We start from the raw sequence: 16,941 nt of genomic DNA on the forward strand, positions 1-16,941 counted from the left end.
CCGAGGCGATGCCATCGCAGGCAAGCCAGCTCCCACAGGGGATCGGGTTTCCATGGCAACACCGTGTTGTGAGTGAGTTTATCCATGAGTGACAGCTACCTTTCTTTCGTCAATTCCCCTTGGGGAGCCTGGCTGGCCCGCACTGCCGGCCTGCCCCAACCCCTGACGCTGCAACGCCACCGCAGCGGCCAACAAGGCCTGGCCAACCCGGTAATCGTCGCCGGGGCAGGGCGCCTGGGGGCGGAAATCCAGCGCATTTTCACCGCCACCGACACGGTGAGCGCAACCGCCGCGACCCTCAAGGCGCCCTCAACGGTCAAGGTCCAGGGCGCGGTGTTCGACGCCAGTGCCATCGCCGACCTCAAGCAACTGGACGAGCTCTACGCATTCTTCCACGCCAACGCCAAGCGCCTCGGGCAACACGCCCGGGTGGTGGTGCTCGGCACCGCGCCAGAGCTGTGCAAGGACTTGCCGCAAGCCATCGCCCAACGCGCGCTTGAAGGTTTGGTGCGGTCACTGGCCAAGGAATTGCGCCGGGCGATCACGGTGCAACTGATCTACGTCGCGCCCGGCGCTGAAGGCGCGCTGGAAAGCAGCCTGCGGTTCTTCCTGTCGCGGCGTTCGGCCTATGTCTCGGGGCAAGTGGTACGCCTGGAAAAGCCGGTGGACACCCAAGCCGAAATCAACTGGGACAAACCCCTCAGCGGGCGCCGGGCCCTGGTCACCGGTGCCTCCCGTGGCATCGGCCTGGCGATTGCCCAGGTGCTGGCGCGTGACGGTGCGCAAGTGGTCTGCGTGGATGTGCCCCAGGCCCAGGACGCGCTGCAACAGGCGGCCAGCAGTGTCGGCGGTACCGCGCTGGCACTGGACATCACCGCCCTTGATGCCGCGCAACAGTTGCAGGCGCATGTCAGCCAACACGGTGCATTTGACGTGCTGGTACACAACGCCGGGATTACCCGCGACAAGACCATCGCCAAGATGACGCAAGCCGCGTGGCGCAGTGTGCTGGCGGTCAATTTGGAGGCGCCGTGGCACCTGAGCACGGCGCTGTTGGAAAGCCAGGGCGTTAAGCCCGGTGGGCGGATCGTGTGTGTCTCGTCGATTTCCGGTATCGCCGGCAACCTTGGGCAAAGCAACTACGCCACCTCCAAGGCGGGGGTGATCGGCCTGGTGCAAGGCCTTGCACCGCACGCGGCGGCGCAGCAGGTGACGGTGAATGGCGTGGCGCCCGGATTTATCGAAACCCAGATGACCGCAAAGATCCCGCTGATGATTCGCGAAGCGGGCCGGCGGATGAATTCCATGTCCCAGGGTGGGCAACCCATCGACGTGGCAGAAACCATTGCCTGGCTGGCGCACCCGGCTTCCGGCGGGGTCAATGGCCAGGTGGTGCGGGTCTGCGGCCAAAGCCTGTTGGGAGCCTGAGCATGGAATACGTGACGCAGATTATTGACCCGCCGCCCTCACGTTCGCGGCTGTTGCTGGACGGTGTATTGGGCTTGCGCAAACCCAAGGTCGAAGGCGCGCCGGCATTACCGAACGAACGCCTGGTGCGCTCGGCGGTTGAGCTGTCTTCACAAGGGATTGCAGCCTATGGCCGGGCCTGCGGTTTTCGCCGCGAGCAGGGCGTGCCGCTGTCCTATCCGCACGTGCTGGCGTTCCCGCTGCACCTGATGCTGCTGACCCGGCCGAGCTTCCCGTACCCGGCCAGCGGCATGGTGCACCTGGCCAATCGCATCCGTCAGCATCAACGCTTGGCCGAGGGCCAGGCGTTGCGCCTGGAGGTGTATTGCGCGCGCTGGGTTGCCCATCCCAAGGGCCAGGCGTTGAGCATCGCCACCCGCGCCTACAGCACAGGCACGTTGGTGTGGGAAAGCGACAGCCTGTATTTGCGCCGTGATGTAAAAGCCCCGGTCGGTGAGCCGTGGGACGACGTGCTGGCGTTGCAGCAAGACGGTTTGCTGCGCACCCAACGCTGGGTGTTGCCGGCCGGTCTGGGGCGGCGTTTCGCCAAGGTGTCGGGGGATTTCAACCCGATTCACACCTCGATCATCGGCGCCAGGCTCTTCGGTTTCCGCCGGGCCATTGCCCACGGCATGTGGACCCTGGGCCGCGCCTTGGCGGCCCAGCAACCACCCGGTGGGCTGGGCCAGGCCGAGGCTCATTGCGACTTCAAGTTGCCGATCTTCCTGCCCGGCCAGGTCGCCCTGTGGAACGTCCCGCCAACCAGCGCGCGGCGTGAGTTTGAAGTGCGCAATTTCGCTGGCGACAAACCCCATATGCGTGGGCTGTTTATCTGGAATGAGAACCCTTGATGAGTGACTACAGCTTCAACCCGGCCCCGACCCGCCGCGTGGCGATTATCGGCGGCAACCGCATTCCGTTTGCCCGTTCCAACACCGTGTACGCCCACGACAGCAATCAGGATTTGCTGGTCGCCGCCCTGCAAGGTCTGGTAGACCGCTACAACCTTCATGGCCTGCGCCTGGGTGAGTTTGCTGCGGGAGCTGTGATCAAGCATTCCCGGGATTTCAACCTGGCTCGGGAAAGTCTGCTGTCCACCACGCTGTCTGCGCAAACGCCGGCCTACGACCTGCAGCAAGCCTGCGGCACGGGCCTGGAAGCGGCGTTGCTGGTGGCAAATAAAATTGCCCTCGGGCAAATCGAAGTGGGCATCGCCGGTGGTTCCGACACCACCTCCGACGCACCCATCGGCATTAACGAATCCCTGCGCCATACCTTGCTTGCAGCCAACCGTGCCAAGGGCCCCGGTGCCAAGTTGAAGGCATTGATGGGCGTGCGCCCGTCGATGTTGTTCAAGCCGCTGCTGCCGCGCAATGGCGAGCCGCGCACGGGCCTCTCCATGGGTGAACACTGCGAAGAAATGGCCAAGCGCTGGCAGATCAGGCGCCTGGCCCAGGACGAACTGACCCTCATCAGCCACCAGCGGTTGGACGCGGCGTACACGCAGGGCTTCTTCGATGATTTGGTCAGCCCGTATCGCGGCCTGGCACGGGACAACAACCTGCGGGCCGACGCCAGCCTGGAGAAACTCGCCAGCCTGTCCCCGGCCTACGACCGCCAGAACGGCACGCTCACCGCCGGCAACTCCACGCCCCTGACCGATGGCGCCTCGGTGGTGTTGCTGGCCAGTGAGGAGTGGGCCGCCGAACGCGGCTTGCCCGTGATGGCCTATTTACGAACCGGTGAAACCGCGGCGGTGAGTTTTGTCGACGGCACCGAAGGCCTGCTGATGGCGCCGGCCTACGCCGTGCCGCGCATGCTCAAGCGTGAAGGCCTGACGCTGGCTGACTTCGATCTGTTCGAGATCCACGAAGCCTTCGCCGCCCAGGTGCTGTGCACCCTCAAGGCCTGGGAAGACCCGGATTACTGCCGCGACCGCCTGGGCCTCGACGCGCCGCTGGGCAGCATCGACCGCGCCAAAATGAACGTCAACGGCGGCTCCCTCGGCTGCGGTCACCCGTTCGCCGCCACAGGTGGCCGGCAACTCGCGGCGCTGGCCAAGGCCATCCACCAGCGTGGTGGCGGGCGCGGCTTGATTTCGATCTGCGCGGCGGGTGGGTTGGGCATTACCGCCATCGTTGAGAAGTAGTGCCAAACCATAAAAACAACAAGGAGACTGTCATGAACGCTGTAAGCCTGGAACAGACCGAACGCCTCTGGTTGAACGCTTACCTGCCCGGCGTACCGGCAGACATCGATGCCGGCATCGAGGAGTACCCGTCGTTGCGTGAGGTGTTCCTGGAGCACTTGTACAAGTTCCGTGACCGTGTGGCCTACGTCAGCATCGGCACCGAGATGACCTATGCCGATTGGCAGGTGCAGGGCATTGCCTTTGCTGCGTGGCTGCAAGCCCAGGGCGTGAAGAAGGGCGACCGGGTGGCGCTGATGATGCCCAACTGCTTGCAATACCCGATCTGCCTGTTGGGCACGATCCTGGCCGGCGCTGTGGTGGTCAACGTCAACCCGCTGTACACCGCCCGGGAGCTGCAACACCTGCTCAAGGACAGCGAGGCTGAGACCATCGTGATTTTCGAAAACTTCGCCCATACGTTAGAGAAGGTCGTCGCTGCCAGCACTGTCAAACGCGTGGTGGTGGCGGCCATCGGTGATTTGCTCGGCACCTTCAAGGGCGCGGCGATGAACTTCATCCTGCGCAGTGTGCAAAAGCAGGTGCCGAGCTTCCACCTGCCGGGGGCGGTGCGCTTTAACCAAGTGTTGAAACAGGGGCGCGGGAAGACCCATCTGGCGGTGCCGATGAATCGCGAAGACCTGGCCTTCCTGCAATACACCGGCGGCACCACCGGCGACGCCAAGGGCGTGATGCTCAGTCACCGCAATATCATTGCCAACCTGTTGCAGGCCAAAGCGTGGGTCGGGGATCAACTGGACCAGAATCAACAGGAAACCAATGTCACGCTGTTGCCGCTGTACCACATCTTTTCCCTGACGGTGAATTGCCTGATGTTCATGTGCCTGGGCGGGCGCAACATCCTGATCGCCAACCCACGAGACGTGAAGCGGGTGCAGATGATCCTGCGCAAAGAGCGTTTCAACGGGATTGCCGGGGTGAATACGCTGTTTAATGGCCTGCTGGAAAACAAGGAGTTCTGCGCCCGTGACTTTTCCGATTTGCGCATGGTGATCGCCGGCGGCATGGCCACTCATACCGCCGTGGCCAAGCGCTGGAAGGAAGTCACCGGTTTGCCGATCATCGAAGGTTACGGCCTTACCGAGTGCTCGCCGGTGGTGAGCATCAGCCCCATCGATATCTCGCGGATGCGCGAGATGGAATTTACCGGCAGCATCGGCGTGCCGTTGCCGTCGACCTGGGTGCGGTTTATTCGTGAAGACGGCGAGCTGGCGGAACTGGGCGAGCAGGGCGAGTTGCAAGTGCGCGGGCCGCAGGTGATGCAGGGTTACTGGAAGCGCCCGGCGGAAACGGCCGAGGTGCTGGATGCCGAAGGGTGGCTGTCCACCGGGGACATCGGGGTGATGAATGAGCAGGGCTTCATTCGCCTGGTGGACCGCAAGAAAGACATGATCCTGGTGTCCGGGTTTAACGTGTACCCCAACGAGATCGAAGACGTGGTGGCGTTGCATCCGGGCGTGGCGGAAGTGGCGGCGATTGGGGTGGAGGATGGGGTGACCGGCGAACGGGTGAAAATCATCGTGGTGCGCAAGGATCCGAGTTTGACCCAGGAGCAGATTCTGGCGCATTGCCGGGAATATTTGACGGGGTACAAGGTGCCGCGGTTTGTGGAGTTTCGTACTGAAGAGTTGCCCAAGACGACGGTGGGCAAGGTGTTGCGGAGGGCACTGCGCTAAATGTAGGAGCTGGCTTGCCAGCGATGACGGTGTGTCAGCCTGTACATCTGGCACTGATCCACCGCCATCGCAGGCAAGCCAGCTCCTACATGATCGCCATCAGTCGTCGAATCCCACCTGTTCATGAATCTCATCGACCTTTAACTCCAGCCGATACGCCACGGCAATAAACAACGCCTGGCACAGGCACAACGTCGCACTCAGTGACCTGAACGCAAACGACGACCCTTCGTTCACCAGCAACACCGTGCTTGCGCGCTTGGCCAAGGGTGACAGGTTGCTGTCGGTGATAATCAGTGTCTTGGCCTGATGATGCTGGGCAATGCGCAGGCAGTGCTGGGTTTCCTTGCCGTACGGCGTAAAGCTGATGGCAATCACCAAATCGTTGGCCCGCACACTGCGCATCTGCTCGCGATAACTGCCGCCCAACCCCGAGACCAAATGAATGCGCTTGTTGGTGTGCTGCAGGTTGTACACCAGGTAATCCGCCACAGCGAACGAACGGCGCACGCCCACCACGTAGATATTGTCGGCATTCACCACCAGGTCCACGGCCTTGTCGAAGGCTGCGTCATCCAGCTCAAGCCCCAGGCGCTCGATGCCCGACAGGGTGGCATTCACGCACTCACGGGCCAGGTCGCCGCCGCTGGCTTTCTGCGATTTGTTGGCGATCATGCTGCGGATGCGCTGCTGGTAGTTCTGCACCGGCGTGGTCTTGTGGGTGTAGGCCTCGCGGAACAACGCCTGCATCTCACTGAAACCACTGAAACCGAAACGCTGGGAAAACCGCACGATGGCCGAGGGGTGCACTTCGCATTCCCGCGCGATGTCGCTGATGCGGTCGACCATGATCCGGTCGCTTTGCTGGTTCATGTAGCTGGCGATGCGCTTGAGCTGGCGTGGCAGGCTCTCGTATTCATCGGTGATCAGCTGCAACAGCCGCTCGGCGTTCAGCGGCGGGCTGGCGAGTGCGTCTTCCGGGGCGCTCTGGGACATAGGGAATCCTTCTGGCTTGTTCTTATAGGGCGCGTTGCGGCGCCCCTGACAATAAGTCGATGTGCGCAAGTCTACAGGGTAGGCGCAAAAAAATACCTCGGCATCCCGTGCCACGGTGCTGCTGAATCGATGCACCGTGGCTGGAATATACCGATGATGACTTATTGGAAAATATATTCCACAAAAAATATTTATAGAATAAATATTGATTGGCGTCGCCAGACGTTCTAGTCTGCTTGCACCAAGAGCGTGTGCCGCCACCACGACGGCACACGCAGGCTGATAAAAATAACAGGAGCCAGCATGGGCCAGACTCGTTTTGCCAGTGGGCGTCAATTGGATCTGATTTGCCTGGGACGCCTGGGCGTCGACCTTTACGCACAACAAGTGGGTGCGCCCCTTTCGGATGTCTCAAGCTTCGCCAAGTACCTCGGTGGTTCCTCCGCCAACATCGCATTCGGCACCGCGCGGCTGGGGCTCAAGTCGGCGATGTTGAGCCGGGTGGGGGACGACCATATGGGACGTTTCCTGCTGGAGTCCCTGGCCCGCGAAGGCTGCGACGTCAGCGGCATCAAGGTCGACCCGGAACGCCTCACCGCCCTGGTGCTGCTGGGTCTAAAGGACCGCGAAACCTTCCCGCTGGTGTTCTACCGCGAGAACTGCGCCGACATGGCCCTGCGTGCTGAAGACATCAGCGAAGCCTTTATTGCTTCGAGCAAGGTGCTGCTGATCACCGGCACTCACTTCTCCACCGACGGCGTGTACAAGGCCAGCATCCAGGCCCTGGACTATGCCGAGAAGCACAACGTCAAACGTGTGCTCGACATCGACTACCGCCCAGTGCTCTGGGGCCTGGCCGGCAAGGCCGACGGCGAAACCCGCTTTGTGGCCGACCAGAATGTCAGCCAGCACGTGCAAAAAATCCTCCCGCGTTTTGACCTGATCGTCGGCACCGAAGAAGAATTCCTGATGGCCGGTGGCAGCGAAGATTTGCTGACAGCGCTGCGTACGGTGCGCGGCCTGACCGCCGCAACCCTGGTGGTCAAGCTCGGCCCGCAAGGCTGCACGGTGATCCATGGCGACATTCCGGCGCGCCTTGAAGATGGCGCGATCTATCCCGGCGTACGGGTGGAAGTGCTCAACGTATTGGGCGCCGGTGATGCCTTCATGGCCGGATTCCTCAGCGGTTGGCTGGAAGACGCCAACGACGAGCGCTGCTGCCAGTTGGCCAATGCCTGCGGCGGCCTGGTGGTGTCGCGCCATGCCTGCGCGCCGGCGATGCCGACCCGTGCCGAACTCGACTACCTGTTCAACAGCCCGGTGCCAATTACCCGCCCGGACCAGGACGCGGTGCTGCAACGCCTGCACCGGGTCAGCGTGCCGCGCAAAGTCTGGAAGCAGCTGTTTGTGTTTGCCTTCGACCACCGTTGGCAGTTGGTAGAACTGGCACAGAAGGGCGGCCAGGACCTGGCGCGGATCAGTGCCCTCAAGCAACTGTTTATCCAGGCCGTGGAACGGGTTGAAAGTAAACTGGCGGAGCAAGGCGTCGAGGCGGACGTCGGGATTCTGGCTGACCAGCGTTTTGGCCAGGACGCGTTGAACGCCGCCAGCGGTCGCGGCTGGTGGATCGCCCGCCCGGTGGAAGTGCAGAACTCACGGCCGCTGGTCTTTGAACACGGGCGCTCGGTGGGCAGCAACCTGATTGCCTGGCCCCAGGAGCAGATCATCAAGTGCCTGGTGCAATTTCACCCCGACGACGAGCCGCTGCTGCGCCTGGAACAGGAAGCGCAACTCAAGGCCCTGTATCAGGCGTCCCTGGTCAGCGGCCACGAGCTGCTGCTGGAAGTCGTGCCGCCCAAGGATCACCCGTCCACCTATCCCGACGTGCTGTATCGCAGCCTCAAGCGCCTGTACAACCTGGGTATCTACCCGGCGTGGTGGAAGATCGAGGCGCAGTCGGCCGCGGACTGGAAAAAGCTCGACGAACTGATTCAGGAGCGCGATCCCTACTGCCGGGGCGTGGTGCTGCTGGGCCTGAACGCGTCGGCCGAGTGCCTGGCCGCTGGCTTCCAGCAAGCGGGCCAGAGCCAAACCTGCCGTGGTTTTGCCGTGGGCCGCACGATCTTCCAGGAGCCAAGCCGAGCCTGGCTGGCGGGGGAGATTGACGATGAGGGGCTGATTCAACAAGCCCAGGGCATATTCGAACAGCTGATCAATGCCTGGCGCAGCGCCCGAAGTTGAACACCGGTCGTTGAATTGGAATGCAATCAAAGGTGGGAGCTGGTTTATGTGGGAGCTGGGCTTGCCCGCGACAGGATCCACTCGGTCTATCTGAAGCACCGAGGTGTCTGCATCGCAGGCAAGCCAGCTCCCACACAAGCTGGCTTCCACATAAAGCAGATCTCAGGCAACTCTGAAAAACAATAATAGGTGCAGCCATGCCCGCTATCCGAATTGGCATCAACCCGATCTCCTGGAGCAACGACGACCTGCCGGCCCTGGGCGGCGAAACGCCGTTGAGCACAGCCCTCAGCGAAGGCAAGGACATCGGCTACGAAGGTTTTGAACTCAACGGTAAATTCCCCAAGGACGCCAAGGGCGTGGGCGATGTGTTGCGCCCCTACGACCTGGCACTGGTCTCCGGCTGGTATTCCAGCCGCCTGGCCCGGCGCTCGGTGGCAGAAGAAATCGAGGCCATCGCCAGCCATGTCGAACTGCTGCGCGAAAACGGCGCCAGCGTCTTGGTATACGGCGAAGTCGCCGATTCGATCCAGGGGTCGCCGGTACGCCTGATGGAACGCCCGCGTTTTCACAGCGAACAGGCCTGGCAAGAGTACGCCGACAAACTCACCGAACTGGCGCGCTTCACCTTGTCCCAGGGCGTGCGCCTGGCGTACCACCACCATATGGGCGCGTACGTCGAGTCCCCGGAAGACATCGACAGCCTGATGCGCCTCACCGGCCCCGAAGTCGGCCTGCTGTTCGATTCTGGCCACTGCTACATGGGCGGCGGCGAGCCTATCGAGGTGCTGCGCAAGCACATCGACCGCATCTGCCACGTGCACTTCAAAGACGTGCGCAAGCCGGTGGTGCAACTGGCACGCAACCAGATGTGGAGCTTCCCGGACTGCATCGTCAACGGCACCTTCACCGTGCCCGGCGATGGTGATATCGACTTCGCCGCGCTGCTGGATGTGCTGTTGGCCGCCAACTACCACGGCTGGCTGGTGGTGGAGGCGGAACAGGATCCTGCCGTGGCGCCCAGCTACGTCTATGCGAAGAAGGGCTACGACACCCTGCGCGCACTGCTCAGTGAGAGGATTGGACAATGAGCCTGTTGGTCAAAAGCAGCAAACGCGGGCAAACCATGGTCGCGCTGGAAGAAGGGCGCCTGGAATACGTGGGTTTTGCCGCCTACCGCCTGAGCCTGGGCGAAACCCTGCCCGTGACGGCCGGTGATAAAGAACTGTGCCTGGTGCTGCTCAGTGGCCGGGTGAACATCCAGGGTGAAGGCTTCAACTGGGAAAACCTCGGCGACCGCCACTCGGTGTTCGAAGACAAATCACCCTTCGCCGCCTACCTGCCGCCGGGCACCGACGCCCAGGTAACCGCACTCAGCGACGTACAGATCGCCGTGTGCGCCGCGCCCGGTTCAACGGACGCCGGTCTTGAGCCTCGCTTGATCCGCCCCGAGCAATGCAAGCGCAGCGTGCGCGGCAAGGGCGCCAACACCCGCTACGTGTGCGACATCCTGCCCGACAGCGAGCCCGCCCATTCGCTTTTGGTGGTGGAGGTACGTACGCCGTCCGGTCACTCGTCGAGCTACCCGCCCCACAAGCACGACACCGACGATTTGCCGCACCAGAGCTTTCTCGAAGAAACCTATTACCACCAGGTCAACCCGCCCCAGGGTTTTGTGTTCCAGCGGGTCTACACCGACGACCGCAGCATCGACCAGGCCATGGCCGTGGAAAACAGCGACCTGGTGGTGGTGCCCAAGGGGTATCACCCGGTCAGCGTCCCGTATGGCTACGAGTCCTACTACCTGAACGTAATGGCCGGCCCCACGCGCGCCTGGCATTTCCATAACGACCCGCAGCACAGCTGGCTGCTGGATCTTTAAGCACCTTCGACGGAGAACAATAATGAGCAACGCCCAGGTAATCGGCCATTACATCAACGGCCAGGTGCAGGACAGCGACAGCGAGCGCTTCAGCAATGTATTCAACCCGGCCACGGGCGAAGTCCAGGCCCGCGTGGGGTTGGCCAGCCAGAAGACCGTCGATGACGCCGTGGCTTCAGCCCTCAAAGCGTTCCCCGCGTGGTCCGAACAATCGTCCCTGCGTCGTTCGCGGGTGTTGTTCAAGTTCAAGGAACTGCTCGACCAGCACCACGATGAGCTGGCCGAAATCATCAGCCGCGAACACGGCAAGGTGTTCTCCGACGCCAAGGGCGAAGTCACCCGCGGCATCGAGATTGTCGAGTACGCCTGTGGCGCGCCCAACCTGCTGAAAACCGATTTCAGCGACAACATCGGCGGCGGCATCGACAACTGGAACCTGCGCCAGCCACTGGGCGTGTGCGCCGGCATTACCCCGTTCAACTTCCCGGTGATGGTGCCGCTGTGGATGATCCCGCTGGCGCTGGCCACCGGTAACTGCTTCATCCTCAAGCCGTCCGAGCGCGATCCGTCCGCCAGCTTGCTGATGGCCCGCCTGCTGACCGAAGCCGGGCTGCCCGACGGCGTGTTCAACGTGGTGCAGGGCGACAAGAGCGCCGTAGACGGCCTGTTGCAGCACCCGGACGTCGAGGCGATTTCGTTTGTCGGCTCCACGCCAATCGCCGAGTACATCCACCAGCAAGCCACCCAGCGCGGCAAGCGTGTGCAGGCGCTGGGCGGTGCGAAGAACCATATGATCGTGATGCCCGACGCCGACCTGGACCAGGCGGCCGACGCCTTGATCGGCGCGGCTTATGGCTCGGCGGGCGAGCGGTGCATGGCGATTTCGATTGCCGTGGTGGTGGGCGATGTCGGCGACAAGCTGATCGAAAAACTGCTGCCGCGTATCGACCAGCTGAAGGTCGGCAACGGCATGCACAAAGACAGTGAGATGGGGCCGCTGGTCACCGCCGAACACAAGGCCAAGGTCGAAGGTTTTATTGACCAGGGCGTGGCCCAGGGCGCGAAGCTGATCGTCGATGGCCGTGGCTTCAAGGTGCCGGGCGCGCAGGGTGGTTTCTTCGTTGGCGCGACCTTGTTCGATCACGTCACCACCGAGATGAGCATCTACCAGCAAGAGATCTTCGGGCCGGTGCTGGGCATCGTGCGGGTTGCGGATTTTGCCAGTGCCGTCGCCTTGATCAACGCCCATGAGTTCGGCAACGGCGTGTCGTGCTTCACCAGCGACGGCGGCATCGCCCGCGCCTTTGCCCGCACCATCAAGGTCGGCATGGTCGGCATCAACGTGCCGATTCCGGTGCCGATGGCCTGGCACTCGTTCGGTGGCTGGAAGCGCTCGCTGTTCGGTGACCACCACGCCTACGGTGAAGAAGGCATTCGTTTCTACAGCCGCTACAAAAGCATCATGCAACGCTGGCCTGACAGCATCGCCAAGGGCCCTGAATTCAGCATGCCAACCGCCAAGTAACTTTTTCGAGTGTGGAGCACAACAATAATGAAGTCGCCTCTACGTTTTGCCCTGAACCGCATGGTCGCCCCCAGCCTTTCCCTGCCGGATTTTATCCAGTTGGCGGTGACCCTCAAATGCGACGCCATCGAGATCCGCAACGACCTTAAAGGCATCGAGATTGAAGACGGCACCCCCGCCAGCCGCGTGCGCGAATTGTGCGCGGTGCACGGCATCACCGTGCTGACGATCAACGCGCTGTACCCCTTCGATGTGTGGAATGACGAACGCCGCGCCCAGGCGATCAAGCTGGCTGCCTATGCCCGCGAATGCGGTGCGCAGGCCTTGGTGATGTGCCCGTTGAACGACCGTGCCGATTCACGCAACGAAGCCCAGCGCGCGGCCGGCTTGCGCACAGCCTTGAGCGAGCTGGCGCCGATCCTGCGCGAATACGGGATTCTCGGTTTTGTCGAGCCCTTGGGATTTGAAGAATGCTCCCTGCGCCGCAAACGCGTGGCGGTGGATGCGATCAAGGCCATCGGTGGCCTGGATGTGTTCCGTGTGGTGCACGACACCTTCCACCACCACCTGGCCAGCGAACATGAGTTCTTCCCTGAGTTGACCGGGCTGGTGCATATCTCTGGCGTGGAAGATGCGCAGGCGCCGCTGAACTCGATCCGCGACGGCCACCGCGTATTGGTGGGCGAGGGTGACATCCTCGGCAACGCCGCGCAGATCGACACCTTACTCAGCACCGGCTACAGCGGCCACCTGTCGTTCGAGCCGTTCGCCGAAAGCGTGCATGGGCTGGCGGATATCAAGCAGGCCTTGGGGGCGAGCATGGCCCACCTGCAGAAACGATAAGGGGCACCACATGACCACAACCCGATTGACCATGGCCCAGGCCCTGGTGAAGTTTCTGGATAACCAGTACATCGAAGTCGATGGTGTGCAGAGCAAATTCGTCGCCGGCATTTTCACGATTTTCGGCCACGGTAATGTGCTGGGTCTTGGCCAGGCGCTGGAACAGGACAGCGGTGACCTGGTGGTGCATCAGGGCCGCAACGAGCAGGGCATGGCCCACGCGGCAATTGGTTTTGCCAAGCAGCACTTGCGCCGCAAGATCTACGCTTGCTCCTCTTCGGTAGGGCCGGGCGCGGCGAATATGTTGACCGCTGCGGCGACCGCGACGGCCAACCGGATCCCGTTGCTGCTGTTGCCCGGTGACGTGTACGCCAGCCGCCAGCCGGACCCCGTACTGCAACAGATCGAGCAGTTCCACGATCTGAGCATCAGCACCAACGACGCCTTTCGTGCGGTGAGCAAATACTGGGACCGCATCAATCGCCCCGAACAGTTGATGACGGCGGCGATTCACGCCATGCGTGTGCTCACCGACCCGGCGGAAACCGGCGCCGTGACCCTGGCCCTGCCGCAGGATGTGCAGGCTGAAGCCTGGGATTACCCGGATTACTTCCTGCAAAAACGTGTGCACCGTATCGACCGTCGTCCGGCCACCGAGGCGATGCTGGGCGATGCGGTGGCGGCGTTCAAGGGCAAGCGTAAACCGCTGATCGTGTGTGGCGGCGGGGTCAAATACTCCGGGGCGAACGCCGCGCTGCAAGCCTTTGCCGAGCGTTTCGACATTCCTTTCGCGGAAACCCAGGCGGGCAAGAGCGCGGTGGTGTCCAGCCATCCACTGAACCTCGGCGGCCTCGGTGAAACCGGTTGCCTGGCGGCGAACCTGCTGGCGCCTGAAGCCGACCTGATTATCGGCATCGGCACGCGTTATACCGACTTCACCACGTCGTCGAAGTCGCTGTTCAAACACCCTGAAGTGCGGTTTCTCAACCTCAATATCAGCCCGTGCGATGCGCTGAAACTGGATGCCGTGCAGTTGCTGGCGGATGCCAAGGTAGGCCTCCAAGCGCTGGCTGAAGCCCTGGGCGACTATCGCTCCAGCTGGGGCGATCAACCACGGGATGCCAAGGCGCAGCTCGACGCCGAGGTCGACCGCATCTACCAGGCCGATTACCAGACCGAAAACTTCGTGCCGGAAATCAACGACCACATGGACCCGGCGGTGCTGCGCGAATTCATCGAGCTGACCGGTTCCTGCCTGACCCAAAGCCGCGTACTCGGCGTGTTGAATGAAACCCTGGCCGCCGACGCGATCATCGTCGCCGCCGCCGGCAGCCTGCCCGGTGACTTGCAGCGCAGCTGGCGCAGCAAGGGCGTCAACACCTACCACGTCGAGTACGGCTATTCGTGCATGGGCTACGAGGTCAACGCCGCATTGGGCGTCAAGCTCGCCGAGCCTGGGCGCGAGGTGTACGCACTGGTGGGCGATGGCTCTTACATGATGCTGCATTCGGAGCTGGCCACCTCGATCCAGGAGCGGCGCAAGATCAACGTGGTGCTGCTGGACAACATGACCTTCGGCTGCATCAACAATTTGCAGATGGAACACGGCATGGACAGCTTCGGCACCGAGTTCCGCTTCCGTAACCCTGAAACCGGCAAGCTCGACGGCGGTTTTGTGCCGGTGGACTTCGCCATGAGCGCGGCGGCCTATGGCTGCAAGACCTATAAGGTCAATACCGTGGAGCAGCTGCAGGCGGCGCTGGCCGATGCGCTTACACAAACGGTGTCGACGCTGATTGATATCAAGGTTTTGCCCAAAACCATGATCCACAAATACCTGTCGTGGTGGCGCGTGGGTGTGGCGCAGGTGTCCACCAGCGAGCGCACCGATGCGGTAGCCAAACAACTCAATGAACGCCTGGCCAAGGCCCGGCAGTACTAATAACAAGAGGAGTGTTTCCATGTCTTTGAAGTTGGGTGTTATCGGTACTGGCGCCATCGGCCAGGATCATATTCGTCGTTGCAGCCAGACCTTGCTCAACAGCCAGGTGGTGGCCGTGACGGACATCAACCTTGAGCAGGCTGCCAAGGTCGTCTCGGAGCTGAAACTCACCGCCGAGGTGTACCCGGACGGCCACGCGCTGATCAACTCGCCGCAAGTCGAGGCGATCCTTGTGACCTCCTGGGGCCCGAGCCACGAAGAGTTCGTGCTGGCGGCCATTGCTGCCGGCAAACCGGTGTTCTGCGAGAAACCACTGGCCGTGACCGCCGTAGGTTGCCGCAAGATCGTCGAGGCCGAAGTGGCCCACGGCAAGCGCCTGGTGCAAGTGGGCTTCATGCGCCCGTATGACCAGGGCTATCGCGCGTTGAAAGCGGTGATCGACAGCGGCCAGATCGGCGAACCGTTGATGCTGCACTGCGCCCACCGCAACCCGAGCGTGGGCGAGAACTACAAGACCGACATGGCGATTACCGACACCTTGATCCACGAGCTGGATGTGTTGCGCTGGTTGCTGGCCGATGACTACGTGTCGGTGCAGGTGGTGTTCCCGCGTAAATCGAGCAAGGCGCTGGCGCACTTGCGTGACCCGCAGATCGTGCTGCTGGAAACCGCCAAGGGCACGCGTATCGATGTGGAAGTATTCGTGAACTGCCAGTACGGCTACGACATTCAGTGTGAAGTGGTGGGTGAGACCGGCATCGCCAAGTTGCCGGAGCCGTCCCAGGTGCAGATGCGCAGCGGGGCGAAGCTGTCGAACGCGATCCTGATGGATTGGAAAGACCGGTTTATCGCGGCCTATGACGTCGAGTTGCAGGCGTTCATTGATGGCGTAAGGGCAGGACAGGTCGGCGGGCCGTCGGCGTGGGATGGTTTTGCGGCGGCGGTGGCGGCGGATGCGTGTATCGAAGCGCAGAACAATGGGCAGATTGTGAAAGTAGGTCTGCCGCCCCGTCCACATTTCTACGGATAACCACCTATTCCACTGGAGGACCCCGGCCAGTGTGGGAGCTGGCTTGCCTGCGATGAAGGCGGCACATTCAACATCACTGTCGCCTGATACACCGCTATCGCAGGCAAGCCAGCTCCCACATTTGATCGGGTCCCACCCTCAGATTCGGGAGAGCTTCTAACATGCGCATCGCATTAGACCCCTACATGTACCGCCACCTGCCCCTCGGCCAAATGGTCGACAAGGCCGCCGAGCTGGGCTACCAGCACATCGAACTTTCACCCCGTGAAGACTTCCTGCCGTTCTACAAGGCCGCCCGGGTGGACCGGGCGCGCATCAAGGAATTTCGCAAGGCCTTGAGCGACGCCGGCGTGCAGCTCTCGTCGCTGCTGCCCATGTACCACTGGGCCGCCGCCGACGAAGGCTTGCGTGTTGCCGCCGTACGCAACTGGAAGCGCGCGATCCAGATCGCCGTGGAAATGGACTGCGAACTGGTCAACAGCGAATTCACCGGCCAGTCCGACAACCCGCTGGTGTGCGAAAACCAGTTCATGCGCTCCATGGACGAACTGATGCCGGAGTTCGAACGTGAAGGCGTCAAGCTGGATATCCAGGCGCATCCGTACGACTTCTGCGAGCGTAACAACGAGTCGGTCGACATCATCCGCGGCCTCGACCGTGACTGGATCAACTACCTCTACGCCGCGCCGCATACCTTCTTCTACGACGACGGCAAGGGCGATATCGCCTCGATGCTCAAGTACGCAGGCTCCAAACTCAGCCATTTGATCATTGCCGACACCTACAACCACCGGGCGTCGTCCAACTTGCGCTACATCGTCAACCCGCCGGGCGTCACCGCCACCGTGCACCAGCACTTGGACATCGGCCAGGGCGAGGTCAACTGGGAGGCGTTTTTTGGCACCCTGCGGGAAATCAAGTTCGACGGCATCGCCACGGTGTCGGTGTTTGCCTGGGAAGACCGGCCGGATGAGTCCAACCGGATGATGCTGGAGCGGGTTACCCGCGAACTGTGCTCTTAGATCGTTGTGGCGTGTTCTGTGGCGAGGGAGCTTGCTCCCGCTGGGGTGCGAAGCGCCCCCAAAAGGTTGCGACTGCTACGCGGTCGAGCGGGAGCAAGCTCCCTCGCC

13 protein-coding genes are annotated in these 16,941 nt (G+C 62.2%); 12 read left to right on the top strand and 1 reads right to left on the bottom strand.

Translation table 11 applies throughout. The features are described from left to right. Positions 1–84: 84 nt before the first annotated feature. From RGV33_RS14115 to RGV33_RS14130, 4 genes are read left to right on the top strand one after another with little or no spacing between them, the layout of a single operon-like run. A complete protein-coding gene (locus RGV33_RS14115) occupies positions 85–1,428 on the top strand; it encodes a 3-oxoacyl-ACP reductase (RefSeq protein WP_322144769.1) in 1,344 nt (447 codons plus the stop codon). Positions 1,429–1,430: 2 nt separating this feature from the next. Continuing rightward, a complete protein-coding gene (locus RGV33_RS14120; RefSeq protein WP_322144770.1) occupies positions 1,431–2,318 on the top strand; it encodes a MaoC/PaaZ C-terminal domain-containing protein in 888 nt (295 codons plus the stop codon). Continuing rightward, entirely contained in the window at positions 2,318–3,616 is a 1,299-nt protein-coding gene (locus RGV33_RS14125; protein ID WP_322144771.1) for an acetyl-CoA C-acetyltransferase, read from the top strand. The genes RGV33_RS14120 and RGV33_RS14125 overlap by 1 nt, the downstream gene beginning before the upstream one ends. Positions 3,617–3,648: 32 nt before the next feature. Continuing rightward, positions 3,649–5,352, top strand: coding sequence for an AMP-binding protein (locus tag RGV33_RS14130; protein ID WP_322144772.1), 1,704 nt, complete (start codon positions 3,649–3,651; stop codon positions 5,350–5,352). A 99-nt stretch (positions 5,353–5,451) separates the two neighbouring features. Here the strand turns inward: RGV33_RS14130 and RGV33_RS14135 are convergent, their stop codons facing one another. Beyond that, positions 5,452–6,348, bottom strand: coding sequence for a MurR/RpiR family transcriptional regulator (locus RGV33_RS14135; protein WP_322144773.1), 897 nt, complete (start codon positions 6,346–6,348; stop codon positions 5,452–5,454). Between the two features lie 303 nt (positions 6,349–6,651). Here RGV33_RS14135 and RGV33_RS14140 point away from each other — a divergent pair, with 303 nt between their 5' ends. The 8 genes from RGV33_RS14140 (at position 6,652) to RGV33_RS14175 (ending at position 16,833) form a co-directional block, all read left to right on the top strand. After that, positions 6,652–8,589 carry a bifunctional 5-dehydro-2-deoxygluconokinase/5-dehydro-2-deoxyphosphogluconate aldolase gene (locus RGV33_RS14140; protein WP_322144774.1) on the top strand — a complete coding sequence of 646 codons (1,938 nt, stop codon included), beginning with the start codon at positions 6,652–6,654 and terminating at the stop codon, positions 8,587–8,589. 197 nt (positions 8,590–8,786) lie between these two features. Continuing rightward, a complete protein-coding gene (gene iolE, locus RGV33_RS14145; protein ID WP_322144775.1) occupies positions 8,787–9,680 on the top strand; it encodes a myo-inosose-2 dehydratase in 894 nt (297 codons plus the stop codon). Continuing rightward, on the top strand, positions 9,677–10,471 hold the full coding sequence (gene iolB, locus RGV33_RS14150; RefSeq protein ID WP_322144776.1) for a 5-deoxy-glucuronate isomerase: 795 nt from the start codon (positions 9,677–9,679) through the stop codon (positions 10,469–10,471). Before iolE ends, iolB begins: the two co-directional genes overlap by 4 nt. Before the next feature lie 22 nt (positions 10,472–10,493). Then, positions 10,494–11,996 (top strand): CoA-acylating methylmalonate-semialdehyde dehydrogenase, encoded by a 1,503-nt coding sequence (locus RGV33_RS14155; protein ID WP_322144777.1) that lies wholly within the window; start codon positions 10,494–10,496, stop codon positions 11,994–11,996. Between the two features lie 27 nt (positions 11,997–12,023). After that, positions 12,024–12,839, top strand: coding sequence for a TIM barrel protein (locus tag RGV33_RS14160; RefSeq protein WP_322144778.1), 816 nt, complete (start codon positions 12,024–12,026; stop codon positions 12,837–12,839). A gap of 10 nt (positions 12,840–12,849) precedes the next feature. After that, on the top strand, positions 12,850–14,781 hold the full coding sequence (iolD, locus tag RGV33_RS14165; RefSeq protein WP_322144779.1) for a 3D-(3,5/4)-trihydroxycyclohexane-1,2-dione acylhydrolase (decyclizing): 1,932 nt from the start codon (positions 12,850–12,852) through the stop codon (positions 14,779–14,781). A 19-nt stretch (positions 14,782–14,800) separates the two neighbouring features. Beyond that, positions 14,801–15,811, top strand: a complete 1,011-nt coding sequence (locus tag RGV33_RS14170) for a Gfo/Idh/MocA family oxidoreductase (RefSeq protein ID WP_322144780.1) — start codon at positions 14,801–14,803, stop codon at positions 15,809–15,811. Between the two features lie 161 nt (positions 15,812–15,972). Continuing rightward, positions 15,973–16,833: a sugar phosphate isomerase/epimerase gene (locus RGV33_RS14175; RefSeq protein ID WP_322144781.1), complete on the top strand. Its 861-nt coding sequence runs from the start codon at positions 15,973–15,975 to the stop codon at positions 16,831–16,833. The last annotated feature ends 108 nt before the right edge of the window (positions 16,834–16,941 follow it).

It is taken from the genome of Pseudomonas sp. Bout1 (genome assembly GCF_034314165.1).
In the GTDB taxonomy this organism is placed as follows: Bacteria; Pseudomonadota; Gammaproteobacteria; order Pseudomonadales; family Pseudomonadaceae; genus Aquipseudomonas.

Excerpts from the sequence above, each read along its gene's own strand:
- RGV33_RS14115 (WP_322144769.1), top strand. The coding sequence starts at position 85 with ATGAGTGACAGCTACCTTTCTTTCGTCAATTCCCCTTGGGGAGCCTGG.
- RGV33_RS14120 (WP_322144770.1), top strand. The coding sequence starts at position 1,431 with ATGGAATACGTGACGCAGATTATTGACCCGCCGCCCTCACGTTCGCGG.
- RGV33_RS14125 (WP_322144771.1), top strand. The coding sequence starts at position 2,318 with ATGAGTGACTACAGCTTCAACCCGGCCCCGACCCGCCGCGTGGCGATT.
- RGV33_RS14130 (WP_322144772.1), top strand. The coding sequence starts at position 3,649 with ATGAACGCTGTAAGCCTGGAACAGACCGAACGCCTCTGGTTGAACGCT.
- RGV33_RS14135 (WP_322144773.1), bottom strand. The coding sequence starts at position 6,348 with ATGTCCCAGAGCGCCCCGGAAGACGCACTCGCCAGCCCGCCGCTGAAC.
- RGV33_RS14140 (WP_322144774.1), top strand. The coding sequence starts at position 6,652 with ATGGGCCAGACTCGTTTTGCCAGTGGGCGTCAATTGGATCTGATTTGC.
- iolE (WP_322144775.1), top strand. The coding sequence starts at position 8,787 with ATGCCCGCTATCCGAATTGGCATCAACCCGATCTCCTGGAGCAACGAC.
- iolB (WP_322144776.1), top strand. The coding sequence starts at position 9,677 with ATGAGCCTGTTGGTCAAAAGCAGCAAACGCGGGCAAACCATGGTCGCG.
- RGV33_RS14155 (WP_322144777.1), top strand. The coding sequence starts at position 10,494 with ATGAGCAACGCCCAGGTAATCGGCCATTACATCAACGGCCAGGTGCAG.
- RGV33_RS14160 (WP_322144778.1), top strand. The coding sequence starts at position 12,024 with ATGAAGTCGCCTCTACGTTTTGCCCTGAACCGCATGGTCGCCCCCAGC.
- iolD (WP_322144779.1), top strand. The coding sequence starts at position 12,850 with ATGACCACAACCCGATTGACCATGGCCCAGGCCCTGGTGAAGTTTCTG.
- RGV33_RS14170 (WP_322144780.1), top strand. The coding sequence starts at position 14,801 with ATGTCTTTGAAGTTGGGTGTTATCGGTACTGGCGCCATCGGCCAGGAT.
- RGV33_RS14175 (WP_322144781.1), top strand. The coding sequence starts at position 15,973 with ATGCGCATCGCATTAGACCCCTACATGTACCGCCACCTGCCCCTCGGC.